20 protein-coding genes and 1 tRNA gene are annotated in these 23,871 nt (G+C 40.8%); 4 read left to right on the top strand and 17 right to left on the bottom strand.

The window, feature by feature from the left end; all coding sequences use genetic code 11:
- Positions 1–12 precede the first annotated feature (12 nt).
- From DDV21_RS03275 to DDV21_RS03245, 6 genes are all read right to left on the bottom strand, one after another.
- The gene (locus tag DDV21_RS03275) at positions 13–3,048 is read right to left on the bottom strand and encodes a DEAD/DEAH box helicase (protein ID WP_116877915.1); all 3,036 of its coding nucleotides are present in this window, start codon (positions 3,046–3,048) and stop codon (positions 13–15) included.
- 148 nt (positions 3,049–3,196) lie between these two features.
- Complete coding sequence (locus tag DDV21_RS03270; RefSeq protein ID WP_116877916.1) at positions 3,197–4,105, bottom strand: DUF5655 domain-containing protein; 909 nt, start codon at positions 4,103–4,105, stop codon at positions 3,197–3,199.
- Positions 4,102–4,680 carry a GNAT family N-acetyltransferase gene (locus DDV21_RS03265; protein ID WP_181963485.1) on the bottom strand — a complete coding sequence of 193 codons (579 nt, stop codon included), beginning with the start codon at positions 4,678–4,680 and terminating at the stop codon, positions 4,102–4,104. The genes DDV21_RS03270 and DDV21_RS03265 overlap by 4 nt, the downstream gene beginning before the upstream one ends.
- A 44-nt stretch (positions 4,681–4,724) precedes the next feature.
- The gene (locus tag DDV21_RS03260) at positions 4,725–5,252 is read right to left on the bottom strand and encodes a flavin reductase family protein (RefSeq protein WP_116877918.1); all 528 of its coding nucleotides are present in this window, start codon (positions 5,250–5,252) and stop codon (positions 4,725–4,727) included.
- A 502-nt stretch (positions 5,253–5,754) separates the two neighbouring features.
- Positions 5,755–6,009, bottom strand: coding sequence for a DUF1912 family protein (locus DDV21_RS03250; RefSeq protein ID WP_116877920.1), 255 nt, complete (start codon positions 6,007–6,009; stop codon positions 5,755–5,757).
- A 70-nt stretch (positions 6,010–6,079) separates the two neighbouring features.
- Positions 6,080–6,607, bottom strand: a complete 528-nt coding sequence (locus DDV21_RS03245) for a DapH/DapD/GlmU-related protein (RefSeq protein ID WP_116877921.1) — start codon at positions 6,605–6,607, stop codon at positions 6,080–6,082.
- A gap of 811 nt (positions 6,608–7,418) precedes the next feature.
- On the opposite strand from DDV21_RS03245, the gene DDV21_RS03235 reads away from it, so the two are divergent.
- A tRNA-Thr gene (locus DDV21_RS03235) sits at positions 7,419–7,489 on the top strand.
- 461 nt (positions 7,490–7,950) lie between these two features.
- On the opposite strand, the gene DDV21_RS03230 is transcribed toward DDV21_RS03235, so the two are convergent.
- Positions 7,951–9,348 (bottom strand): LPXTG cell wall anchor domain-containing protein, encoded by a 1,398-nt coding sequence (locus DDV21_RS03230; protein WP_116877923.1) that lies wholly within the window; start codon positions 9,346–9,348, stop codon positions 7,951–7,953.
- A 693-nt stretch (positions 9,349–10,041) separates the two neighbouring features.
- The gene (locus tag DDV21_RS03225; RefSeq protein WP_116877924.1) at positions 10,042–10,302 is read right to left on the bottom strand and encodes a metal-sensitive transcriptional regulator; all 261 of its coding nucleotides are present in this window, start codon (positions 10,300–10,302) and stop codon (positions 10,042–10,044) included.
- A 370-nt stretch (positions 10,303–10,672) separates the two neighbouring features.
- Here DDV21_RS03225 and DDV21_RS03220 point away from each other — a divergent pair, with 370 nt between their 5' ends.
- Positions 10,673–10,993 (top strand): rhodanese-like domain-containing protein, encoded by a 321-nt coding sequence (locus DDV21_RS03220; protein ID WP_116877925.1) that lies wholly within the window; start codon positions 10,673–10,675, stop codon positions 10,991–10,993.
- A 1-nt stretch (position 10,994) separates the two neighbouring features.
- Positions 10,995–12,650 carry an FAD-dependent oxidoreductase gene (locus DDV21_RS03215; RefSeq protein WP_116877926.1) on the top strand — a complete coding sequence of 552 codons (1,656 nt, stop codon included), beginning with the start codon at positions 10,995–10,997 and terminating at the stop codon, positions 12,648–12,650.
- 252 nt (positions 12,651–12,902) lie between these two features.
- Here DDV21_RS03215 and nagA read toward each other — a convergent pair whose 3' ends face one another.
- The 6 genes from nagA to DDV21_RS03185 all read right to left on the bottom strand — a co-directional run bounded on the left by nagA (position 12,903) and on the right by DDV21_RS03185 (position 19,103).
- Positions 12,903–14,051, bottom strand: coding sequence for an N-acetylglucosamine-6-phosphate deacetylase (gene nagA / locus DDV21_RS03210; protein WP_116877927.1), 1,149 nt, complete (start codon positions 14,049–14,051; stop codon positions 12,903–12,905).
- A gap of 106 nt (positions 14,052–14,157) precedes the next feature.
- On the bottom strand, positions 14,158–14,559 hold the full coding sequence (locus tag DDV21_RS03205; protein ID WP_116877928.1) for a PTS sugar transporter subunit IIA: 402 nt from the start codon (positions 14,557–14,559) through the stop codon (positions 14,158–14,160).
- A 13-nt stretch (positions 14,560–14,572) separates the two neighbouring features.
- The gene (locus tag DDV21_RS03200) at positions 14,573–15,382 is read right to left on the bottom strand and encodes a PTS system mannose/fructose/sorbose family transporter subunit IID (RefSeq protein ID WP_116877929.1); all 810 of its coding nucleotides are present in this window, start codon (positions 15,380–15,382) and stop codon (positions 14,573–14,575) included.
- Complete coding sequence (locus DDV21_RS03195; RefSeq protein ID WP_116877930.1) at positions 15,369–16,253, bottom strand: PTS mannose/fructose/sorbose/N-acetylgalactosamine transporter subunit IIC; 885 nt, start codon at positions 16,251–16,253, stop codon at positions 15,369–15,371. The genes DDV21_RS03200 and DDV21_RS03195 overlap by 14 nt, the downstream gene beginning before the upstream one ends.
- Before the next feature lie 42 nt (positions 16,254–16,295).
- Positions 16,296–16,781 carry a PTS sugar transporter subunit IIB gene (locus DDV21_RS03190; protein ID WP_116877931.1) on the bottom strand — a complete coding sequence of 162 codons (486 nt, stop codon included), beginning with the start codon at positions 16,779–16,781 and terminating at the stop codon, positions 16,296–16,298.
- Positions 16,782–17,312: 531 nt separating this feature from the next.
- Complete coding sequence (locus DDV21_RS03185) at positions 17,313–19,103, bottom strand: glycoside hydrolase family 35 protein (RefSeq protein WP_116877932.1); 1,791 nt, start codon at positions 19,101–19,103, stop codon at positions 17,313–17,315.
- Between the two features lie 161 nt (positions 19,104–19,264).
- Between DDV21_RS03185 and DDV21_RS03180 the strand changes: the two genes are divergently transcribed.
- Positions 19,265–19,981, top strand: a complete 717-nt coding sequence (locus tag DDV21_RS03180) for a GntR family transcriptional regulator (RefSeq protein ID WP_116877933.1) — start codon at positions 19,265–19,267, stop codon at positions 19,979–19,981.
- 248 nt (positions 19,982–20,229) lie between these two features.
- On the opposite strand, the gene lacD is transcribed toward DDV21_RS03180, so the two are convergent.
- The 3 genes from lacD to DDV21_RS03165 form a co-directional block, all read right to left on the bottom strand.
- Positions 20,230–21,210 (bottom strand): tagatose-bisphosphate aldolase, encoded by a 981-nt coding sequence (lacD, locus tag DDV21_RS03175; RefSeq protein ID WP_116877934.1) that lies wholly within the window; start codon positions 21,208–21,210, stop codon positions 20,230–20,232.
- A 294-nt stretch (positions 21,211–21,504) separates the two neighbouring features.
- Positions 21,505–22,680 carry an SIS domain-containing protein gene (locus tag DDV21_RS03170; protein ID WP_116877935.1) on the bottom strand — a complete coding sequence of 392 codons (1,176 nt, stop codon included), beginning with the start codon at positions 22,678–22,680 and terminating at the stop codon, positions 21,505–21,507.
- A 114-nt stretch (positions 22,681–22,794) separates the two neighbouring features.
- Positions 22,795–23,526, bottom strand: a complete 732-nt coding sequence (locus DDV21_RS03165; protein ID WP_116877936.1) for a GntR family transcriptional regulator — start codon at positions 23,524–23,526, stop codon at positions 22,795–22,797.
- Between the last annotated feature and the right edge of the window lie 345 nt (positions 23,527–23,871).

Below are 23,871 nucleotides of genomic sequence, written 5' to 3'. Positions count from 1 at the left end.
AAGAATCCTTTCTTAATTATTAAAGTCTTTATTCTCATAATTATCCAAAATATTAATAGTATCTGTAATAATCGAGCTATTTAAACTTTTATAAAGAGTTTTGTTACCGATAATATAAAACTCTTCTTTAGCACGAGTTGCCGCTACATTCATAATATTCGCTTGTGAAGCAAACCAATTTGCAGCACCACGGCTTTGATTATCGGCTCCTAAAACAAAATAAACAATTTTAGCCTCTTTCCCTTGGAATGTATGAACAGTACCAACATTGGTTGGCTTATTATCATTGTATTTAGTAAACCCTATACGACGTAACTCTTTAGCTAATTGTTGAGCGACATTTTTGAAAGGTGTAATAACAAAGATATCATCAAAAATAGTAGGAGATATTTTTTGTCTCTTTACTAATTCTGTTTTTAAGACTTTTGCTTGCTCTACAACATATTTATCAATAGCTGAGCCTGAAACATCTTTCCATCCTCCCTTTCCTTTAGATTCTTCTTCAGTCTTTCCTTGTACCATTAAGCCATCATAAGATATAGTGTTCGAAATCTTGAACATAGGATCTTTTGAACGCCTGTGTACCCAAAGTGGAATACCTATCCAGGTCCCATTTAGTTTAGTAAAACCATATTGGCTGGTTGCATCAACTAAAGATTGCGTAGAAGCTTGAGGAGATATGTAACGCTCAGTAAGGCTGTAATGACGGGCAATCAGACCTAGAACCTGAGAGTCCAAAGTAAGGACAGGTTGAATTTGAGAAGGATCGCCTACTACAAAGATACGCTTGCTTCTCATAATGGCTCCAACACTGGCTTGAGGAAGAGCCTGACCGGCTTCATCTATGAATAAATGTCCAATACTATTTACTGATAAATTTTTAAACATCCGACCAAAGCTGGCGAATGTAGTACTGATGATTGGAATCGTAAAGTTAACCCAATCCCAAGCAATTTGGAACAACTCTTGAGCATTTTCTTTTGTCAAATACTTCCATTGCTCTGTCCAAATCGAAATTCCTGCTTTAACATTCTCCTTATTATCATATAAAAATTGTTTCCGAACTGCTAAGGCTTTAATAAACAATTGGCTTTGTTCGTAGCGATAAGAATCATCAAACCAGAATTGTGACTTCTGCAATTCCTCATGTGATAATGAAAAATCAGGTACCTTAATACCACTCAACTTAACTTTTCTTTGTACAGCAACTATTTCTTCACTACATTCATGATATTTTTTATTTATCTGCTTTAACCATTCTTGATAGCTTGCTTCTGACTGGGCATATTGCTTTTCTAACAAAATTATTTGTTTCTCATTAGCTACTTGCTTTTCTTTTAAAATAGCAATTGTATGTTTTACACTCGAAGACTCTCGCACCAATTGCTGTAAATGCTCACTAATATCCTGTAATTCGTTTAAATAATCCGCCACTTGAGTTGGAAAAAATAATTTTTTCAACCAAAATAATGGTGGACTTTGTAACTTCAGTAAAGATACTGCCTGTTGGGCTAATAGCTGTTCTTGAAACAGTTTTTGTTGCTCCTCATATCGTATCACTAATTGTGTCTCAAGTCGTTCTTTTTCTAAAGTTAATATTTGGAGTTCATTTTGATATCTGTCTAGCTGTTCTTGATAAGACAAACTTCTTTCTTCTAGTTCCTTTTTTAACGCCTGTTGCTTCTTCACCAAATTTGGCAAAGAAGCAACTTCATTTGCAATTGCCTGAACATTTTGTCGTTTTTGATTCAACTGACTATATTGATGTTTAAATTCTTGATATACCTTAGGATTAGGTATAAACTCTTCAGAATTTAATTCTTCAAGCATTTTATGTAAAGTAAATTCTAATTGCTCAAGATTTTTCGAATTTCCTCCTTCAGCTGACAACATCCCCCAGTTCACCATAGAATCTTTAGTGTCATTTGCAACACCATTGAAATAGTCGACCGCTATTAAATCCTCTAAAAAATCGCTCTTCTCATCGAGTTTATACTGAGGTAATTCCTTAACAATATTTTGTACTGCTCCGTTATTTGAACTAGCAACAACAATTCCTTTACTTGCAATAGATAATGGCAGAGGCGCCACTTTATTCTTATCACTACTATAAAGCACGCTTGCCTTTAAAGTTTGTTCGCCTAAATGACATATCGTGTTTGCTTGCTGAACAATCAAATCTGCAAAAATATCTTTCAATAAAGTGGTTTTCCCAGTTCCTGGGGGTCCATTAACACTTTGAATATCATTTTTATCATTTAAAGAAAGATTGACAGCTATTTGTTGCATCATAGAAAGTGGATGCTTTTTGTTGCCTGGAAAGCGTCCCATCGGATAATTTTGCGGAGCTAGTATATCTGAAAATACTTGATGACTCGACTTTTTATTACTATCCAGCTCAACGGTCGAGCCTGAAAATCCTTGTAGGTAACGCTCCAAATTTGGTGTTGTTACCTGCTTAGCATATTTCAAATCTTTAAAAAAGTGTGAGTGCATAAGCTTATCCGCATTTGCTAAATTTTTAATAAAAGAAAACCGACAGTCTTGTGATGAAAAACCGTATTTTTGCAGCAACATTGTAAAAGCTATATTAAAGCCTTTATCCTGAATTTGTTTCTCAATTAAATCTGCAAGATCAACTTCTATTCGTCGAAAGTCATCTGGTAATATACCTTTCTGACGAATGTGGCCACTCATCGTATAAAAAAAACGTTCTTGAATAAAATTAAATTGATGATCAAAGTACAAAGCAAATGTAAATTTATCTGATACTGTTAATTCTTCATCAGTAGGCTTCAGTCGGTATTGATGCCTCAATTGTTCAAGTGTTTCTTGAAATGGAAAAATACCAAAATAAAGAACCAAACCAGAATATTTTCGTTCCTTTGGTTTTAATTTTTCTTGATATTGTACTGCAAATTCTTGTAATTCTTGCAAATACTGATTACCTAAAAATTGCCGATATTCTTTCTTTTTCCTGTTGATATCTCCTTCACTTAGTTGCTCCACTGTTATCCAAGCATCTAATATTTTTGCTTTATTATTCATACAATCACTACCTTTCGGTACATATGGTAACTAAAATTCTCCATCTCTTTTTTATCCAATCAACAAGACATAGTGCTGAATTTCTATCTAACCACAGTATCCATTAGAATAAATCACTTCAAATACAATATGAAAAAACACTTGCTTCTTATAACACCTGCTTCAATAAACTCATAATATATTCAAGGTGTTGGGTATCAGTGATCTTTATCTCATAATCACCGTTGCCATAGTGCCCAATTGTTGAAACATTACGGGCAAGCTGTTTGGGATCTTCAATTTCTCCAAATTTTGCATTAAGGAATAGTTTTAACTGTTTATTTTGTATCTCAATATCAACAATATTCCGTTTATTTTGTTTAAAAGCCATATATAACTTAGTTGCAACTAAATTACCATCTGGAATCAGTTGAAATATAGCTTGTTTATAAGCTTCATACAATTCAACCATATCATCAGATTTATTTGCTAATAAGTCTTCCTCAGAATAAGTTTTTAATTCTTTAGTTACTAGTGCTAACTCTGAGTTATCTTCAGAAACTGATGTTTTGATACTGGGTGCATTTTTTGATTTATTGATTCCATTGATTAGCAACAAATTATTTTCAAAGCGTTTGACTTCCCAAAGTTCAATATTTAAATCCTTAAAGTCAACAGCTTGTTTTTGAAATGAAGTGAAGTTTGGTGAAACAAAAACGACTTTACTTTGTGACCAATCAACTGCATTCTTCCTTAGTAATTTACCCGTCTTTTCCTGATATTCTAAAATAAAATCAGCCTTATATTTCAATAAGGTGTTAAGATAGGAAACCCCTTGGTCAAGAACACTATAATTCGTCGACCTCTTGTATTCTATAATAACGAAAGAATTGCTTTCCTCATCAAAAGCTAGAGTGTCTAAACGTTGATTTTGAATAGAAAATTCAGTAGTTACAAATTCCAATCCTGATAATTCTTCCAAATTACTTTCAAACAATTGTTGCAGTTCCTTTTCTAACTTAAAAGTTTTTTCTATTAAACTTCCAAGTTTTCCATTAGTTAGTTTGAATAAGCTCATTTTCTCTCCTCCCACTCACTTTTCAGCAATCCGTAGGTGAGGCTGGCGCAGCGTCTGCCTTGGGCGTCCTTGCGGCCGCGGATTCTGGCTTCTAAGGTGAAGCCTAGTTTTTCGGCGATACGGCGGCTCTGCTTGTTGTAATCATAGCAGACTAGTTCAATCTTGTGAAGTTTAAGCAGGGTGAAACCTACTTCCAACAGTGCACGCACAGCTTCGGGCATATAACCCCGTCCCCAGTAATCGGAATGAAGGGTGTAGCCTATCTCCAGCACATCATCTGCATGGCGGTGGTTGAAATCTAGTGAACCTATTACTTTATTTTGGCCTTTGATAGTAATGCCGTAGCCTGAAGGGAGGTCTTCTTTTTGGAGATTTTGCGGATAAATTTCCTCAAGGTAGAAAACTTCTTCTTCCACCGTTTGTACCGGCGGAAAGCCAGCCGGCCATGTGACTTCCGGCAGGCTGGCATAGGCAAAAATATCGCCAGCATCAGCAGCTGTCCGCTGCCGCAGGCAGAGTCGGTCAGTTTCTATAACCGGCAATTGGTTGTTCTCAAATGTCCCTATAATCTTCATTATGCTCCTTCTTCTGCTATTTCATAACCATACCCTAATCCGTCCTAACACTTTTCATCTAAATAACGGTATATCCGTTTTTCACCATCCCCCATATAAATCATAGGATGGAAGCCTGCGCTTTTAAAATGGGCATCTTCATTCAGCAAGCTTTCGTCAGCCCAGCGTTTTGTAATCCGTGCAGTAAAATTAACATAGTGTTTCCAGTCCTGAATATCTTCAACCTGACATTCTATATTAACCCGGCAGGCAGCCAGCAAAGGAGCGTCTATTGTTGCAGCTTGGCTGTATTTGACTGACAAAAGCGACAGCTTATCCTGAGTTGTCATAAATCCAGCTTGCTCCATGACCGAGGCTTCTTCTTTTTCCGGAATATTGACAGTAAAAGAACGATACTTGCGAATCTGATGGGCAGCATTATTTCCTTTAAACAAACCGACAACAACCATATCTCCCAAGCTGTAGGAAGAGCTGGCTGTTGTGATATTATAACCGAATCGCTCATCTTTATAACCGATAATAAAGATTGGAAAGCCATAATAAAACTTTTCTGTTTCTAACACTTGTTTCACGCTTATGCCCCTTTTCCTGCTAATTATGATTTTTTAATACAGAACCGCTGCCACATCTGCAAGAGGGGCTCGCAAACAGCCGCAAAACTGGGAATGTTCTTTTTCTCAGCTAAAACCTATCCTAAGTTTTTGCTGTCTTAATGCCTGTCAGCAGCTGCCGCCCAGCAGAGAACCTCTTCTGTATCAAAACAAAAAACAGTCCCTGTCTGTATTGACAGGGACGAATCTCATTGTGATTTCCGCGGTACCACCCACATTCGGGCTTCAAACCCGCTGCTTTTATCTCTCTCATTTTAACCATCAGCAACTCTTCTGACATCTGTGCGGATTTCTCAGCCCCACCGCTTTCTGTAAACAGACAAACTCAAAATACCTCTGAATGCTTTTTATTGTAACAGAATTTCCCGCAGAAAGCAATCTAGTCCGGCTCAGCCCATGTTTCTTTAACATAGGGCATTCCGTAAAATCAGTCCTCGTCTCCTCAGAGCGCTGACACACGCCTTCAGTAGGTGTTCTTTTTAACTAAACCCTCCGGCGCTTCGTGAAAGCCCTTACCGGAACGGTAATTATCAAACTTACCGCGGATAAACTGATAAGCATCCCTTTTGCTTTCATAACGAATATAAGCATCAGCCGCCCGTTCATCCTGATCTTCTTCGACAAGCTTTCGGCTGGCGGCCATAGCCATCTCGTTCACCGCAATCTGTGAATCAATCCAAGCTTCAAAATCCTGTAAAAATTCCTGTTCGTAAGTCACTGTTATAACCCCTTTACATCATTGATGGCATATATTATATCATTTCAACAGCAAAATAGCTTTCTTAACCTCAGCTGTCGGGGTCAATCTGCTTAATCACCTTGGCAGGAACACCGCCGACAACAGTATAAGCCGGTACATCTTTACTAACGACTGCACCTGCAGCGACAACTGCCCAGTCACCTATAGTAACACCGCTGAGAACTGTCGCATTAGAGCCAATCCAGACATGCTTCCCCAGCTTGATTGGCGCATAATGGTTTTTACGCTTCATTGAAGGCCTAAGATCGTGATCAATAGTTGCCAGCACAACATTATGGCCGATAAAACAGCCATCACCGATTTCTATGCCACCTTGATCCTGAAAATGGCAGCCTGAATTAATAAAAATATCTTTGCCCAGACTGATATTTTTACCGTAATCCGTATAAAAAGGCGGGAAAAGACGGAAGCTGTCATCTATCTCTATTCCCAAAAGCCGACTCATGATCGCCCTTACCTCTTCCGGACTGTGGTAAGTATTGTTCAGCTCCATGCTGATCCGAATAGCCTCCTGAAAAGGATCCTTTTGTCCTTTAACTTCTTCATGTTCTGACATAAAACACCTCCACCAAGATACAAAGGCCGTTAAAAGCTCACAGCAAAAATAGGAACCTGACCGTCGAGTCACTAAAGACTCAAGGGAGGGTTGTCTTTTTTGCAAAGAGCTTAGGCCGCGTTCAATTCCACCAAGATACAAAGGCCGTATAAAAATCCGTATGAAAATAGGGAAGGACGAGCGATGACCTGCATTGCGACGGACTTCATCTTTTTCACTAGGATTTTAGGCCGTGTTCAATTCCACCAAGATACAAAGGCCGTATAAAAATCCGTATGAAAATGACGGTAAGCCAGAAATCTCTGATTTCGTTGGCGCACCTCTGCCAGGACGGCTAGAAGGGTGCGGTCGACTGCTAAGACGACAAAGCCTTCAGACGGCTACGGCTGACGGTAAGCCAGAAATCTCTGATTTCGTTGGCGCACCTCTGCCAAGACGGCTAGGGCTAGGGCTGTTTAGCTCTGCCTGCATCACACTGGCAGGCATACTCACAGAAGCAGCCACACTCGTACGTCAGCCTGCGGCTTCCTACGATTGCGTCTCTTTTTCACTAGGATTTTAGGCCGTTTTCATTTCTGACGAAATGAAAACCACGGCACTGCTGAAAACCTTTTCGATAATTATAACATCTTTCTGTGTATTTCTCTAGGCAGCTGAGTAAAAAGTTACAGACAAACTGCTATTCTCTGGGCGGTCGGTCTGCACAATCAGAAAGTTTCCAACTAATTTTCTGAAAAAAGAGATAGAAAATAGCTAAAAATATAACATTTTTCTTGCTATAAATTTTCTTTCATGATACTATAGAAAAGTAGCCGCTATAGTTAAATGGTATAATAGAGCAATGGTAATGCTCCGTTCCGAGTTCGATTCTCGGTGGTGGCAAAAACAGACGTATTAAAAGCCTTGGTAGAAAAGGCTTTTTCTTTTTTGTCAGCTTTTATAATAAAAGCCATTAAATTAAAAGGATGAAAGCCTCATCTATCAACTTTCTACTTTTACAGTAGCTACTCCTCCAGTATTCCCAATGACAGCAGGTCTTATTAGTAACATGAGAGTGAGACAGCAATCGGTCATGTCACTGTTCTCGATTTTTCACCAAGTCTTAATTTACTTTCAGCTCCACATAGCTTAGGAGCTTGGAGATCAGTCAAGTGTAGCTTAACGTCAGAAAGCTTGTCAAGCTGACTTATCAGTTACTCAACCACTTCATTTATAACAACATAAATAAATGAAGCTGAGCACTTTTGTCCCAGCTTCATTTATTGGCCTATATACATAAAATCAGATCATTTTGCAAAAACAATAAACTAAGGTCAGTAGGGCACTTCTAACCTCATACTGTCTTAGCGTACTGCGTTCCTTAACTTAGGGTAAAGTACGACTCCCAAAATAGCAATCCAAACAGTAACTAAACCAACAGCTGTCATTAATTTGTCACTCTTATCGCCTGTAGTTGGAAGCTTATTGGCTGCTTTCTTACCTTTAGAATCGACTGACTTTTGTGGCGTGTTTGGTTGACTAGCCGAAGAACTTTCTGTCACTGTTGTAGTACTCTGACTGGTTGTAGGGCTCTCTGTCACTGTTGTAGTACTCTGACTGGTTGTAGAGCTCTCCGTCACTGTTGTACTAGTAGGCTGACTAGTTGTAGAACTTTCTGTCACTGTTGTAGTACTCTGACTGGTCGTAGGGCTCTCTGTCACTGTTGTACTAGTAGGCTGGCTAGTTGTAGAACTTTCTGTCACAGTAGTCGTTGTCGTTTTATCGCCATCGGCTCCGCCATCAGCAGCAACATTAGCCACTGTGTAGTTAAACTCCTGACCATTAACAGCTTCTTTCCCATTTTCTTGATACCATGCTTTACTATAATTTTCAAATGCTTTTTGATCAGGATTATCTATTTTTGTCAAATACATGATGCTGATACTGTTTAAAGATACCCAGCCGCCTGGTATTAGAACCGTTATTTTACCAGTCTTTGCATCTGCTGAAATAACCGAGCCGGCAAAGTCAGCGGCAAATCTCGCTAAAGCATCCGAACCAGCATAGACCTCATTTCGAAAACCAGTGACTGTGATATAAAAGCTATCTATATCTAAGGTTTGGCCTGACTGAATCTCATCTTCTATCCGTACATCACCATCAACATAGACCCGATCATTATTTATATTCAAAAACCAGCGCACATGTTCTGTATCGTCGGTCTGCATATCGCCTGTTTTATAGTAGAAAACGCTACTTGTCCCTGCAGCACCTTTCTTAACTGTAAGGCTTGTTGACTGCCCACCGCTATTAATTACAAAAGAACCTGTGTGTTCACCACTGGTTTGTGTCAAATTGCGTCCTTGAATCTCAAATTCTCCCCAGCCAGTGATATTTTGCAAGTCATTAACGCCATCAGTAAAAGTGACAAGCGCTTGACCATCACTAATAACTAAGTCTCCTATGTAAGTCCCTTGAATTGTTAACCTGACTGTCTGACTGAAACCAGAGCCGTAAACTGTGCCTGAATTCTGCCAAGTCACTTTAATAGTGTCTCCTGATTTAATCTTTTGAACATGCTCATCAAACGTAAACCTTACTGTCGTTTTTCCTCCATCAGCAATCTCAGCAGGTGATACCGTTAAGGATGTGACATTAGCACTGACATCTGATGCCTGAACAGGACTACTTAAGGAAAACAGTGCCACAAACCATACAAATGGGATGAGGAAATACAGACGATGCTTTGATGTTTTAACCATTCTTTTCAATAAACCTCCTAGATACAGCTTTCAATTCACAAGCAGTTAGCAAAAGCTACGATTATGAGTTTTTAGTTAATTAATTGAAAAATTATAATTTTAAACTCATGTTTTGTTTATATTATACCACAATATTTGTAGAAATAAAGCTTTTTATGATAACTACTTTATGTCCCTCACCTTTTCATAACAGTCGCTGTACTGATAAAGTTGTTCTCAAGAAAGAAATATCATCAGCACCTTTCTTGTCCTTACTACTAAGAGACTAAGCTAAGCACATGGTAAATAACCATATTGTTTTTTTAATTACAAAAACGATAAAAAACAATGCCTCTAGCTTTCCCTCAAAACAAACTTAAAGGATGATGCTTCAGCATTTTCAGACTTCAGATTGAAGAAAAAGTTCACGTTGGGCGATTTCTTCAATCTTTTTCAATTTTAAGAAAAATAAAAAAACTCTTAGGAAGTTTGCCGCAGCAATACTGCTCAGAGTTTCTAAAGCTTCTAACGTTTATGCTTTAAGTTTAATTTTAGTCACTTCACCAGCCTAAATAAGTTTTGTCAACATTCTGTTTTTTATAATTCTTTTTGACTCAATTACTCTTTCCTGAGATATTATGCCTTAATTCGAAGCAGATGACAATTACCAGTTCCATATGACATTGGCTAACAGTATCTTACCAGTGCTGACGCTTATTTTTTGACTATCAAATCAATGGCCTGCTGAATATTTTTTTCTTGAATTTTGGTATCTGCGGCAGGATGTTTCATAATGTCAGTCATTTTATTGGCAATGACTAAGCCCATTGTTCGGTTGATACTCGATCGGACTGCTGTCAGCTGGGTTACAATATCAATGCACTCCTGATCTTGCTCAATCATTTTCTGAATGCCCCGAAGCTGTCCTTCGGCCCGCTTTAAGCGGTTCATAATATCTTTTTTTTCAGTCTGCATAGTCTTCTCCTTTAATAAGATACAAAGGCCGTGAAAAGAGCAAAGCAAAAATGATGGTAAGTCCGAAATCTGTGATTTCGCTGACGCACCTCTGCCAAGACGACTAGAAAGCTGCGGTCGACTGTTAAGGCGACAAAGCTTTCAGACGTCTACGGCTAGGGTTGTTCTGCAATATCCCTATATCCATCGTGTAAACTTCATCTTTTTCACTAGGATTTTAGGCCGTGTTCAATTCTACCAAAATTATTATACACCGATGGGGTATAGAGAGCAAATTAAAACTATTTTAAAGTTTGTTGTTTGACAGCCTTTTGCCTGTATGTTAACATGTTATATACCTATAGGGGTATTTTAGGAAAGGAGCAATCTCATGCATCTCTTCAAAAAAACGTCTTCAGCCAGCATCACTGCTGCTGACTTGGAAAAATTGCTGAAATCGCAAAAAATAACACTTTTAGATGTCCGATCTCCCCAAGAATACCAGAGCGGGCATATCGTAAAAGCCCGAAACTGGCCGCTGGAAAGGATTGCCGATTATCAGGGCAGCAAAGATCAGCCTATCTATCTTATCTGTCAGTCCGGCGGCCGCAGCCAGAGAGCTGCAGGAATTTTAAGTAAAAAAGGCTACAAGGCCGTTAATATCCGCGGCGGTATGGCATCTTGGCAGGGGCGGATAACAGGAGGAAAATAAGATGACTAAAATTATCATTATTGGCGGGGTTTCCGGCGGAATGTCGGCTGCAGCCCGCCTCAGAAGACTGATGGAAGAGGCTCAGATTATTGTTTTTGACAAGGGTCCCTATGTTTCTTTCGCTAACTGCGGCCTGCCTTTTCATGTATCCGGTGAAATTGCCGAGCGATCCGATTTATTGGTTCAGACTCCTGAAACGCTAAACAAGCGATTCGCTTTAGATATCCGGACAGAGACTGAAGTACTGGCCATTGACCCGTCCAAAAAAGAAGTAACTGCCGTTAATCAGGGCAAAATTTATAAGGAAAGCTATGATAAACTTATTTTATCACCAGGTGCTAAACCTTTTATCCCTAAAATACCGGGCTTGGCTGAGGCAGAAAATGTTTTTACTCTCCGCAGTATCCCAGATTTAGACCGCATTATGGAAAAACTGCAGCATACAGCTGGGGGTAAAGCAGCCGTAGTCGGCGCTGGCTTTATTGGACTGGAAATGGCCGAAAATCTGACTAAAAAAGGAATGGACGTGACGCTTATTGAAAAAGCAAATCATATCCTGCCGCCTTTTGATGAAGAAATGGCTGCTTTAGCAGAGGAAGAACTGCACAGGCAGGGCATCACTGTTTACACTAACCAGGCGGTGCAGCTCTTTAAAGACAAGGGTAAAACGCTTATTCTTGAAGACGGCAGACAGCTGAAATCTGACTTAACCATTCTGGCTGTTGGAGTTCAGCCGGAATCAGAATTGGCTCAGGCAGCTGGACTCCAGCTGGGAGAACGGTCTGGTATCATCGTTAATGAGAATTATCAAACCAGCAACCCCGATATTTATGCTGTAGGCGATGCTATTCTGGTCAAACAGGAACTCACCAAGAAAGACAGTCTGATTTCACTAGCTGGCCCCGCCAACCGGCAGGGGCGGCAGGTGGCAGATATTATTGCGGGTTTGCCCCGTAAAAATAAGGGAAGTCTCGGCACTGCTATTGTCCGTATCTTTGATAAAACCGCTACTTCGACTGGTTTAAATGAAGGATTGGCTCGCCGGTACTTCCCCCATACGGCTGTTCTGCATATCGCCGGAAAAGACCATGCGGGCTACTATCCTGATGCTGCTGATTTAAACTTAAAATTAATTTTTGACAGCCGGACAGGAGCTATTTACGGAGCGCAGGCTGTGGGAGAGAAGGGAGTTGATAAACGAATCGATGTTTTGGCTACCGCAATCAAAGCTAAACTGACTGTCTTCGATTTACCTGAACTGGAGTTCAGCTACGCTCCCCCTTTCGGATCAGCCAAAGACCCTGTCCATATAGCCGGCTATGCAGCCAGCAATATCATTGAAGGGCAAAGTACTCCTATTCAGTGGTATGATTTAGATAAAGCCTTAGCTGGAGGTGAAATTCTGCTGGATGTCCGCACTAAGGAGGAATTCAAGCAAGGCCACATCACAGGCAGCTGTAATCTTCCGCTCAATGATTTGCGGTCCCAGATGGCTTCTCTGGATAAAAGCAAGGACTATATTGTCAGCTGCCACAGCGGGCAGCGTTCTTATATTGCAGAACGCATCCTGAAACAAAACGGCTTCAGGGTCCACAATTTAGATGGTGCTTACTCTCTTTACAGGCGAGTCAAACCTGAGAAAATCAGTACGCATTGAATAAAAAACTGTTCTTTTTAAAATGAGCAGCTCACTGTCCAAGGCCTTGACCTGTTTAAAAAGCTCAAAACCAATTAGTTTGAACCGTTGGTTTTGAGCTTTTTATATACTATACTGGAAAGCAGATACGTTTTACGCTTTGCTAAAAGCTCCTGCTCTCAAATTTGATACAGCATGTACTGCCTGAGTTCGCTGTCTGCTTTGCCAAGCTCAGTTGGCTGTACTGTCACATATTTTGCGGAGACAATAAACCTAAGCTTGATAAACTTTTTCACCATCCAAATAAGTCGCCTCTAGGTTCAGTTCCTGATCTAAAACAATAAAGTCAGCTGCACGGCCTTCCTTAATCTGACCGCAAACATCATCAATCCCTACTGATACAGCAGGAACAAAACTGGCCATCTTTACAGCTTCTTCTGCTGTGGCAAGTCCCCAGTCGACGACATTTTTCAAGCCATCTTTCAGTTTTAGAATCGAACCGGCCAGACTGCCGCTGTCCTTCAGGCGCGCTGTCCCTTTAGCTACAGTCACAGGAAATTCACCAAGCATATAGTCACCGTCTGCACAGCCGCCAGCGCTCATGCAGTCTGTAATCAAAGCGACATGGTCATAATTCTTTTGCTGCATCAAAATATGGCAGGCCACAGGTGACACATGATGTCCATCACAAATTAACTCCGCATAAGTATTTGGAATGTTATAAACGGCACCTACCATACCAGGTTCACGATGATTAAGCCCTCGCATTCCATTATAGGCATGCACCCAGACTGAAGCACCGGCATCCACGGCTGTTTTGGCTTCTTTATAAGTTGCATTGGAATGGCCGAGAGCTACTGTCACACCCTGAGCAGTCAAGTTTGAGGCAAACTCCGCAGCACCTTTGCGTTCCGGGGCTATAGCGATTTTCTTAATAAGCCCGCCGGCTGCTTTCTGCCATGCCGTAAATTCTTCGAGACTGGGGTCTTTCATATAAGATGGGTTTTGAGCCCCCTTGTATTTTTCTGTAAAATAAGGGCCCTCAAAATAGATACCGCGGATCTTGGCACCGGTTGTTTCATCCGCTACAGAAGCTATTGTTTCAGAAACATCTTTCAGCCGTTCGAATGTGGATGTCAGAGTTGTTGGCAGAAATGATGTTACCCCTGTTGATAAGAGTCCCTGACTCATCACTTTGATGCCTTCAGCCGAGTTATCCATGACATCGTGTCCGGCATATCCATGGATATGAGTATCAACAAGCCCCGGAGCAACCTGATATCCTGAATAATCGATCACCTCTCCATCTTTAGGCAGACTGCTTTGCCACTGTCCAAAACGGCCGTTATTAATCTCTAAATAGCCGCCGTCTTTTGTTTCATCGGGATAATAAAATACGTCTGCCTTAATATATTTTGCCACAATAAAGTCCTCCTGTTTTGTTACCACATACTATTACCATTTTATAAATGACATACCAAAAAAGCAACCGTTTGGGTTACTTTTTTGAGCAAAGGATTAGAAAGATTCAGTCTTCTTCCTTTTCAAAAGATAAGAGCAGATCATTGACATGCAGAATATTTTCTTTGGCAAAATTGACAAGATCTACGGATTCGCCAATCAGCTGGCCATTCAAAAATCCAATAACCATCGGCATATTCATACCCGCATAGAGCTCAAACTGGTAACCTTCCATCAATAGACGGGACACTGCATTGCAAGGTGTACCTCCCATCAAATCGGCCAAAACAATATAATCGTCTAAATCCTTAATGATATTTAGGAATTTTTCCCTAAATGCTTCTGTTCCTTCCCACTCATACAGTCCCACAGCGTGGATAGTCTCTTGGGGCCCCATAATCATTTCAACGCTTTTTTTTAATTCTTCACAAAAAGAACCATGACTAACTAAAATTAATTCTTTTGCCATAAACATTTACCTACTAAACACCAAGAATGCCAAAGTATGCCATCGCAAGAGCAAAAACAATGATGATTAAGATAGCTTTTGTTGATGTCATGCCTTTACGGCCGAGCAGCCAAAAGACTGTGCCTGTAAAAAGTGCCGGAACAAGTCGCGGGAAAATTTGATCAAAGAGCCCTTGAATATCAATAGTTTTGTCACCAATAGAAGGTGCTGCAGTAAACTGGAAATTAATCATTGTCGCAATAAGTGCCCCGACCATAAAAACTCCCATAACCGAAGCGGCTTCAACGAGGGCAGTCAATTTATCACGCATGGTTGTAACGAGCTTTGTCCCCTCGCGGTAAGCAATCTCCAACTGTTTCCAGCGGAAAACATTGATTAGACACGTTACACCTACCCAAAGAAAGACCCCTAAAGGATTGCCGTTCATTGCAAGAGAAGCGGCAATAGAGCCCATAATCGCTGGAACGAGCGAAGCAAAGACAGAATCTCCAATCGGTGCAAACGGTCCCATCAAACCAGCTTTGACCCCATTAACGGCATCTTTGGCTGCTACACCTTCATTCTCTTCAAGTGCAAGGTCGATCCCCGTAATGATCGTATGAAAGAAGTTCGAGGTATTGAAAAACTGTGTATGTGTTTTCATCATTTCTTTCAATTCAGCTGTACCGTCCCCATACATTTTACGAAGCTGGGGCAGAATGATATAGAGGTAGCTTGATCCCTGCATACGTTCATAGTTCCAGCCTAATTGAAAAGTAAACAAACTGCGTTTATTGATTTGTTTAAAATCTGCTTTAGTTAATTTGTAATTAGATTTCGTCATCTTCAATTTCCCCGCTTTCTGAAACTTCTGTTTTTGTTTCAACGACAGTTACATTTTGACCATTCTTGTAATGAATAGTTGCCAAAGCTGCACCTATGATGGCGATCCCTATCATTGGAAGACCATTGCTAAATGAGCTGGCATCAAAATCTTTTACAACGCCTGAAACTGCACTGCCAAGTGAAGACAGCCCGCTAAAAACAGTTGTCATCATTGCTGTAATAGCAAATCCGAGCGCCAGATAGTGGATATTGCGTTTAACAGGCAAGTAATGAAGTAAGATAGCAAAACCAAGCCCGGGAAGCATTTTACCCGCAAGGGTCAAACCATCAGCTAACCACTGAACGTTGGAAATACCTTGTACAATCGCGTCAACCGCACTGCCGCCAAGAGTCAAGGCAAGAAATACCGGCAGGGCCCGAGACAAAGACCAAGGAACAGCACCATAAAGATAGTTGCGCTCAATAGCCGCATAGTTGAAATTTTCAACATGTTTATCGATACGATGAGCAAAATAAGTTGTAGAAAAGCGACCAAGAATATCGGTATAAACCATTAAAGCTGCTACAGGCACCGCAATTGTGGAAATGGCAAGCTCCGGTTTAATGCCTTGAGCAACGGAGAAAGCTGTCGCAAGCACTGCACCGGATGTCGCATCGATACGGGAAGCACCGCCGAAAGTACCGACACCAAGCACCATAAGCTGTAAACTGCCTCCAATCCAAAGGCCGGTTTCAATATCACCCATGATAATACCGGCGATAAAGCCGGCAAAGACAGGGGAACCTGCAGATGTATTAATCGTCAGCTCATCACAAATTTGATAAGCTGAATACAGAGTCAGTAATAGAATTTGCCACCATTGAATCATGATGTTTCCCTCCTAACAGTTTGAAATATATATTGATGAAAATTATCTTGCTTTATCCAGCAAAGACATAAAATCTGCTGGTGAATCTCCCGGAACCATCTGAGCGATGAGCTTCGTTCCTTTAGACTTAATAGCATCGAAGTCTGCAATATCTGCATCTATAACATTAATCGAACGTGTAACTGAGCGCGTTTCCGGCGTCTGTGACATATTTCCGACATTCAGCTCCGGAATGGAAACACCTTTTTCAATTAACTGCAGGAAATAGTTTGGTTTACGCGCAACAATCATCAGACGCTGAGAGCCATACCGGCCAGCTAAAATATTATTGGCAGCTTTTTCAACTGTTAATACAGATAGCTTCACTCCTGCCGGTGTTGCCAATTTTAGTGCTGTTTTTTCTAAATCACTGTTAACCACTTCATCATCAACTACCATGATACGGCTGATATTTAATTTTGTTGTCCAAAGATTGGCAACCTGCCCATGAATCAAACGTCCATCAATACGTGCAGCAACAATTGTCATTTTTTTCCTCCTATCATAAGATACAAAGGCCGTTAAGAACGCAAAGAGAAAATAGGCGTCCGACCGCTGAGTCACTAAAGACTCAAGGGAGGCGATCTTTTTCTCACAGCGTTTAGGCCGTGTTCAATTCCACCAAGATACAAAGGCCGTTAAGAAATCCGTATGAAAATGACGGTAAGCCAGAAATCTCTGATTTCGTCTGCGCACCTCTGCCAAGACGACTAGAAGGGTGCGGTCGGCTGTGAAGACGGCAAAGCCTTCAGACGGCTACGGCTGACGGTAAGCCAGAAATCTCTGATTTCGTCTGCGCACCTCTGCCAAGACGACTAGAAGGGTGCGGTCGGCTGTGAAGACGACAAAGCCTTCAGACGGCTACGGCTGACGGTAAGCCAGAAATCTCTGATTTCGTCTGCGCACCTCTGCCAAGACGACTAGAAGGGTGCGGTCGGCTGTGAAGACGACAAAGCCTTCAGACGGCTACGGCTAGGGGGTCTGTATATCCCTACATTGCGACGAATTCCATCTTTTTCATTAGGATTTTGGGCCGTGTTCTATTTCTTTAAAAATGGGTTTATTAGTCAAGTTCAGACTGTCTTGATAGATTCCTTCCGTTTCAAAAACCGTTACGGTATTAGTCCCTTGCTTCAAAAAGCCTTTAGGCAGATAGAGCGATAAGGACGGACCGACATTCCAAAATCGTCCGAGACAGTACCCGTTAATAAAAGCAGTACCTTTGCCAAACCCTGACATATCAAGATAAGTATCTTCAAGTTTTTGGCAGTCAAAGTTAAAGCGGTAAAAGCTTGGCTGCTGCTCTTGCCACCCAGCACTGTAATCAATACTGGAAATATCGCTGAATGCTAAGGGATACATCTTCCAATGACCTATAAAATGTAAATCAGCAATTACACCTCTGCCGATTCCTTTTTTTTGTGTTGGTGCCGCCAATTTTGATCCATAATTGACCCGTCCCATGTTTTCCACGAGAATGCATAGCTGATTGTTGTCCTCTTCGAGCGGCAGGAAAATATCTCCGCCAATTTCATCCTGATACTGTGTTGCTATAGCTTTCCCATTAAGGAAAACTTGAGCACGGTCTCTCGCATCTATCATACGAATCCTTTCAGAGTCCTTTTTATCCTTTTTTAGATAGGTCTGATAGAGGATAAAACCTGTTCCCTGTCCCAGAGCCTCCATATTTTTAGGATAAAAGGCTTCTCGGTACTCGCTTATACTGTCCAGTGTATTAAAAAGGTTGACTTTGGCGTTTAAAGGAATATTTTGGGCTGCCATACTTGTTTTTACCAGAGGCTCCGCATAATGAAGTTCTGGAAAATCCTGTTTCAGACGTTCTTGAAGCAGATAAAATTTCCGGGTCGGATTGCCTGCCTCATCAAGTATGGCATCATAATCATAAGACGTTATCTGAGGCAAATCCGTTTGCCCTCGGACTGAACAGCCATTCATAAAAGCAAAATTTGTTCCGCCGTGAAACATGTAAAGGTTAATGCTGCCGCTTTTGATCACTTCCATAACAGCATTCACCGTCTCCTCCGGATCACGTTTGATAAGCGGTTCTTTCCAGCGGCCGAACCACCCGTCCCAAAATTCCATACACATAAGCGGCCAGTTTTTATGATACTGGTCAAAAAAAGCTTGCATATTGGCAAAATTTTCTCTTGCTTTTGAGCCGAAATTCCCAGTGACAAGAATATCATCCTCAATGAGGCTTCCGGCTCTTAGTGTTGCCTGCCATGGACCGTCCGAAGTAAAATAAGGCGCTGTCAGTCCTTTGGCTTCCATCAAACGCTTCAAAGCACGAAGATAGGCTTTATCTTCACCGTAAGAGCCATACTCATTTTCAATTTGGAACATCAGAATATTACCGCCTTGCTCAAGCTGATGCTTGGCCAGCTTTGGCAAAAGCACATCATAGTAACGGCTGACCAAATTTAAAAATTCAGAGTCATAAGAACGCAGTCTGAGATTTTTTTCCAGCAGCCAAGCTGGTAAACCGCCAAACTCCCACTCTGCACAAATATAAGGCGATGGCCGGATAATAGCATACAAACCTAAGTTTTGTGCGATCTGCAGAAACCGTTCAATATCCAGAATGCCTTCAAAATCAAACTGACCTTCACTTGATTCGTGTAAATTCCAGGGTATGTAGGTTTCAACAGTGTTAAAGCCTAACGCTTTTAAATTATACAAAGAATGATACCAGCCGTCAGGGTGTATTCTAAAATAATGAATCGCTCCTGACAGGATTTTAAATGGTTTTCCATCAAGACAAAACTCTTCTTTTATCTCAAAGCCTGTCATCTCCCCACCTCTTGTTATAATCGTTTTCTATCTATCTGTATAATAACATTATTTAGTGGTTATATCAAGTTATTTTTTCAAAAAAATTAAAATTTCTATTTGTGTTTTCCAAACAGGTTTAGTAAAATAAAAAACATTGATAGATAAGGATTTAAAAGAATATGGCTAAGAAAAAAGAACCTAAATACAAATATATCCAAAATGACTTGCGCCAGCAAATTATTGCGGGAAAATTTAAATACGGTGATAAATTTTACACTGAAGCAGAACTCGTTGACAGTTATAATGTGAGCTCTATTACTGTAATCCGTGCCTTAAAAGAGCTGGAAAACGAAGGGTTTTTGGACCGGCAGCAAGGTGTTGGGACCTTTGTATCACGTTCTCGAAAAGAAAAACTTGTTAAATTCTCTGATATTGAATTCTTCCCTACTTCCAACGATTCTGTTACTGTGCTGTCTATGGAAAAAGGAAATAAGCCTTATTATCTTGACAAGTTACAGCTGCATAAAAGTGAATTTTACTACAAGATTATTCGCGTCCGGTATAATAATTCTACGCCCTATGTATACCACCAATCCTATCTGCCCCACGATTACATTTTAAATCCGGACAGTCCTCTCGAAAAATATGATTCAATCTATCGCCGCTTTCGTCATGATTTCGGCATACACCTATCAGAAGAAAATTTCACAGAAACAAATGAGATTATCTTCCCCTCGCCTGACGAGCCAGCAAAATATTTAAAGCTGACCTCTTCTGAGCCGGCTGTCCTGCAAATCAAAAGAACACTGAGCAAAGAAAACGAACGGGTCTTAGAGTACACTGAAACATACAAGCATTGGCAGTATTATAAGTTTGAAATATCCTCTTCAGATTAAAAAATAAGAGAGGCAGTGACAAAAGTCCTGCCTCGTTTTACTTTTTTTAACAGATGAGTTTGGCACAGTGGTTGATTGGAAGTTCTTATTCCTTGCTGCACAAGTGACAGCGGCCTCCTTAATCGGCGGTGTGGAGGCGGTGGACAAAATCGAAAGCGTCATGTTATGACAATTTCCCAATTGCTGTTCCACCCTTTTTTACTATGAGTACATTGAAAATGAACTTAAGGATTGCTGCCTCGATTTAGCTAAACTTTTTCAGTCCATGGGCTGGCAGTTTTTTCTAATACTTTGTTAAGTTCGTTAATATTTTTAAAACCTTCTGTCCGAAGCCACTCACGCGCCGCTTCTTCGCCTTCTTCAATATAAATTTTTACGGCTCCCGCCCATGTAGCACGTCCGCAGAGAACACCGCTAAATTTTGCACCCGCTGCTGCCGCAAAGACAAGTGTCTGCTGGAAAAGCTCAGCTGATACACCGGCACTTAAGTAAATATAAGGCAAACTGCTTGCCGCTTCCTGATCCCGGAAAGCTTGTGCGGCCTCTTCTTTAGTGTAAACAATGTCGCCTTTTGTAAACCCTTCAACATACTTCATGTTAACCGGAACTTCTACTTTGAGCACATCAACACCAAAACGTTTATCAGAAAAAACGTTCATAGCTTCGTTCACTTTATGAGGTTTGAGTTTAGCAAATGCTGGGCTTTCGCTGTCGGCAATGGTTTCATCATAAGACAAAATTTCAAGGAAAAAAGGGATTTCTTCTGCTTGACATTCTGAGCCTATCCGTTCAATATAAGCTTGTTTTTGAAGGTTGACATACTCATCGCCGTCAGCATCATAATAAAGTAAAAATTTTACAGCGTCTGCACCTTGTGCCTTCAAACCTTTCACGGACCACTCTGCTAAACAATCCGGTAAGCGGGAAGCAGTTGCCGTATCATAGCCTGTTTTTTCATAAGCTAAAAGCAAACCAGCATTTGCCTTGCGAACTTTACTCGCCGGCAAGCCGTATTCCGGATCCAGCAGGATGGACGATGCATATGGTGTTAGTTCCTCTGAAACCAATACTTTTAGTTCTTCAATTTGTTCGGCTGCAGGTTCTTTTGTTTGAAATTGAGCCATCATACGTTTAAGAGCGCCCCGCTGATCAAATGCTAAGGCTGAGATTATCCCCCCGCTGCTAAGTTTCTCAAGATAGGCGCGTTTGCCTGATGTTAATTTAGGCATAGCTCGTCTCCTTCAATAAGATACAAAGGCCGTGAAAAACGCAATGGGAAAATAGGAAAACTGACGAAGAAACTTTAGTTTCTAGGAAGTTTTGTACTCACAGAGCAGCCACACTCGTAAGTCGCTGACGCTTCCAACGATTGCGTCTCTTTTTCCCGCAGCGTTTAGGCCGTGTTCAATTCTAGTAAGATACAAAGGCCGTTAAGAAATCCGTAGGAAAATAGGGAAGGACAAGCGATAGCCTGCATCGCGACGGACTTCATCTTTTTCACTAGGATTTTAGGCCGTGTTCAGTTATTTGATCAATTCATGAATGGTGACACCCTTTACAACACGGTTAACCTGGCCAGTTGCTGACGGCCTATCTGGCAAATTTTTCACTTTGACCGAGGACAGGAGAGCGATTACCTGGGCTACAACAATCATCGGGAATGCTAAATAAGCATCCGGCAAGAGTTCTGCAGGGGCAAAAGTAAAGGTAGCTCCCGAGAAGTTCCTTTCACCTTTTTGTGCGACAGCTAACGTTTTAACTGCGATCTGGTCTGAATAAACTTCTTCTAAAACATCTAAATCATATTGGCGCACATAAGGATTATTATTAACAAAGCCGATAAGCAAAGTCTTTTCATCAACGAATGATTTAGGACCATGCCTGAAACCCATTGATGAATCAAAGACAGTAGCAATTTTGCCAGCAGTTAATTCCAAAATTTTCAGACGTGCCTCTTTTGTCAAACCAGCTAAACAGCCTGAACCGATATAGCTAATGCGGTTAAAATCAAGATCCACAACAGCCTGCAGTTCTTCTTCCCTCGAAATAACATCTGCTGCTAGTGCGGCCATAACACTGACATAGTGCCTTTTATCATCATCTGCTGTTTCTTTGTCAAAGATAAGAAGGGCCGTCAGCATCATACAGGAAAAACTGCCTGTCATTGCAAAACCGCCATCATTAGAACGGTCCGGCATCAGAAGAAGAAGACTATTATCTGCTGTTTGAGCTTCCCTAGCTAAAGCACCTTCCGGCGCACAAGTAATGATTAAATGGAAGCAATTCCCTGCAAGCCTGTTAGCCAAATCCACAGCTGCTGTACTTTCTGGACTGTTGCCGCTGCGTGCAAAGGAAACCAGCAGCACTGTATCTTCTTCAAAAAGGTAATAATGCGGCGCAGAAACTAAATCTGTCGTAGCGATACTTGAAAAAAGAAAGGCACTCCTGTCCCCATAAGTCTGTAAATAAGCAAAGATACTATTTCCTACATATTCTGAACTGCCAGCCCCAGTAAAGATAACTTTCACCTGTTTTCCGCCGGCTGATGCAGTCACTCTGTTTAAAAATGCTGTAATACTCTCCTTACTAGAAAGATAATTGTCAAAAGCCTCCTTCCATATTTCCGGCTGCTGTTTAATTTCTCTGGCTGTCATTTCTGCACCAAGTTTTTCGAGTTCTTCTGCTGATAAGTGAAACATTGTTCTTCCTCCATGATGTCATTTTTAGATAGAAAACGTACAATCAAGAGATAGCAAAAAATGTTTCGGCTGAAGGAGCAGGCTTATCACCTATGGCTTCAGCTTTCTCCGAAGTTAAGATGACGGGTAGTGGGTAATATGATAGCGAAACTGGTCTGAACGCGCTATGCTGAAGGTGAATTCAATAATCCTATTTTTATCATTAAACGTTTTGCGAATCATATGCAAAACAGGGTCTCCTTTTTTGATTCCTAAAAGCTCTGCTTCGTAATCTAAGGCAACACTGGCATAGAATTCCTCCTCAGCCTGCCGAATAGTCTGGCCGTAATCTTCAGAAAAAATATCATAAAGCGGCTTTTGCAGCAATAATTTTTCCGTTAAGAATGAGAATTCGCTGTAGGGAACATAGGTACGTTCGAACATTAAGGGCTGGCCATCAGCTTTTCTCAATCGTTCAAATTCAAAAACATCAGTTCCTTCCTCCAAGTTCAAATAATTGGATAAATATGGTGTTACCTGCATTTTCTCAAAAGACAGCAAATCTGTCTCAGGTTTTTTCCCCAGCTGTTTCATATGTTCGGTAAAACTGTAGGCTGCTGCCAAATCTGTAGGCGGAGTTCTTATACCGGAAACATAAGTCCCCTTGCCTTGTTTTTTATAAACAAGGCCTCTTGTCTCTAATTCTTTAAGAGCCTGTCTAACAGTAATACGGCTGACGCCGTGAGCTATACTGAGTTCTCGCTCAGAAAGAAGTTTGTCATTTGGAGACATCGTGTCTCTAATTTGAAGTTCTAAGATATCAACTAACTGCAGGTAGAGTGGCTGGTCATTTTTTGGCCCTTTCATCTCATCCTCCTTTCTGGTTATAACCACTTATAGTTTATTATATTATTTCTGGCTTGTCAAATAAATTCATACTGTATTATTCAAGAAATCATTATTATATTAACTAAGTCTTGATTCAAAGCTCCAGAGATTTCGGTTTTAATCTCTCTGCATTTAACCCTCTTAAAAAAGCCTCTGTAACCAGTATTAACTGCCTAATGAATTGTTCAAAAAGAGACGTTAGCGTATGAAGCGCAAACGAATGACGAGTGTGGCTGCTCTGTGGATTCAGCCTGACCTTGGACCTTGCAGTTCTTCATCCAGCCCCTATTTTTGCTTTGCTCTTTTAGCGGGCTTTGTATCTTG

It is taken from the genome of Streptococcus chenjunshii, assembly GCF_003086355.1.
Lineage (GTDB): Bacteria > Bacillota > Bacilli > Lactobacillales > Streptococcaceae > Streptococcus > Streptococcus chenjunshii.
Note: the sequence above shows the minus strand (reverse complement) of the source record. Positions and strands in the feature narration are given on the sequence as shown.

Bases quoted from the DNA above. Each gene is read 5' to 3' on its own strand.
- DDV21_RS03215 (WP_116877926.1), top strand. From the start codon at position 10,995: ATGACTAAAATTATCATTATTGGCGGGGTTTCCGGCGGAATGTCGGCT.
- DDV21_RS03265 (WP_181963485.1), bottom strand. From the start codon at position 4,680: ATGAAGATTATAGGGACATTTGAGAACAACCAATTGCCGGTTATAGAA.
- DDV21_RS03185 (WP_116877932.1), bottom strand. From the start codon at position 19,103: ATGACAGGCTTTGAGATAAAAGAAGAGTTTTGTCTTGATGGAAAACCA.
- DDV21_RS03275 (WP_116877915.1), bottom strand. From the start codon at position 3,048: ATGAATAATAAAGCAAAAATATTAGATGCTTGGATAACAGTGGAGCAA.
- DDV21_RS03195 (WP_116877930.1), bottom strand. From the start codon at position 16,253: ATGATTCAATGGTGGCAAATTCTATTACTGACTCTGTATTCAGCTTAT.
- lacD (WP_116877934.1), bottom strand. From the start codon at position 21,210: ATGCCTAAATTAACATCAGGCAAACGCGCCTATCTTGAGAAACTTAGC.
- DDV21_RS03170 (WP_116877935.1), bottom strand. From the start codon at position 22,680: ATGTTTCACTTATCAGCAGAAGAACTCGAAAAACTTGGTGCAGAAATG.
- DDV21_RS03205 (WP_116877928.1), bottom strand. From the start codon at position 14,559: ATGGCAAAAGAATTAATTTTAGTTAGTCATGGTTCTTTTTGTGAAGAA.
- DDV21_RS03245 (WP_116877921.1), bottom strand. From the start codon at position 6,607: ATGTCAGAACATGAAGAAGTTAAAGGACAAAAGGATCCTTTTCAGGAG.
- DDV21_RS03220 (WP_116877925.1), top strand. From the start codon at position 10,673: ATGCATCTCTTCAAAAAAACGTCTTCAGCCAGCATCACTGCTGCTGAC.
- DDV21_RS03200 (WP_116877929.1), bottom strand. From the start codon at position 15,382: ATGACGAAATCTAATTACAAATTAACTAAAGCAGATTTTAAACAAATC.
- DDV21_RS03180 (WP_116877933.1), top strand. From the start codon at position 19,265: ATGGCTAAGAAAAAAGAACCTAAATACAAATATATCCAAAATGACTTG.
- DDV21_RS03230 (WP_116877923.1), bottom strand. From the start codon at position 9,348: ATGGTTAAAACATCAAAGCATCGTCTGTATTTCCTCATCCCATTTGTA.
- DDV21_RS03165 (WP_116877936.1), bottom strand. From the start codon at position 23,526: ATGAAAGGGCCAAAAAATGACCAGCCACTCTACCTGCAGTTAGTTGAT.
- DDV21_RS03190 (WP_116877931.1), bottom strand. From the start codon at position 16,781: ATGACAATTGTTGCTGCACGTATTGATGGACGTTTGATTCATGGGCAG.
- DDV21_RS03270 (WP_116877916.1), bottom strand. From the start codon at position 4,105: ATGAGCTTATTCAAACTAACTAATGGAAAACTTGGAAGTTTAATAGAA.
- DDV21_RS03225 (WP_116877924.1), bottom strand. From the start codon at position 10,302: ATGCAGACTGAAAAAAAAGATATTATGAACCGCTTAAAGCGGGCCGAA.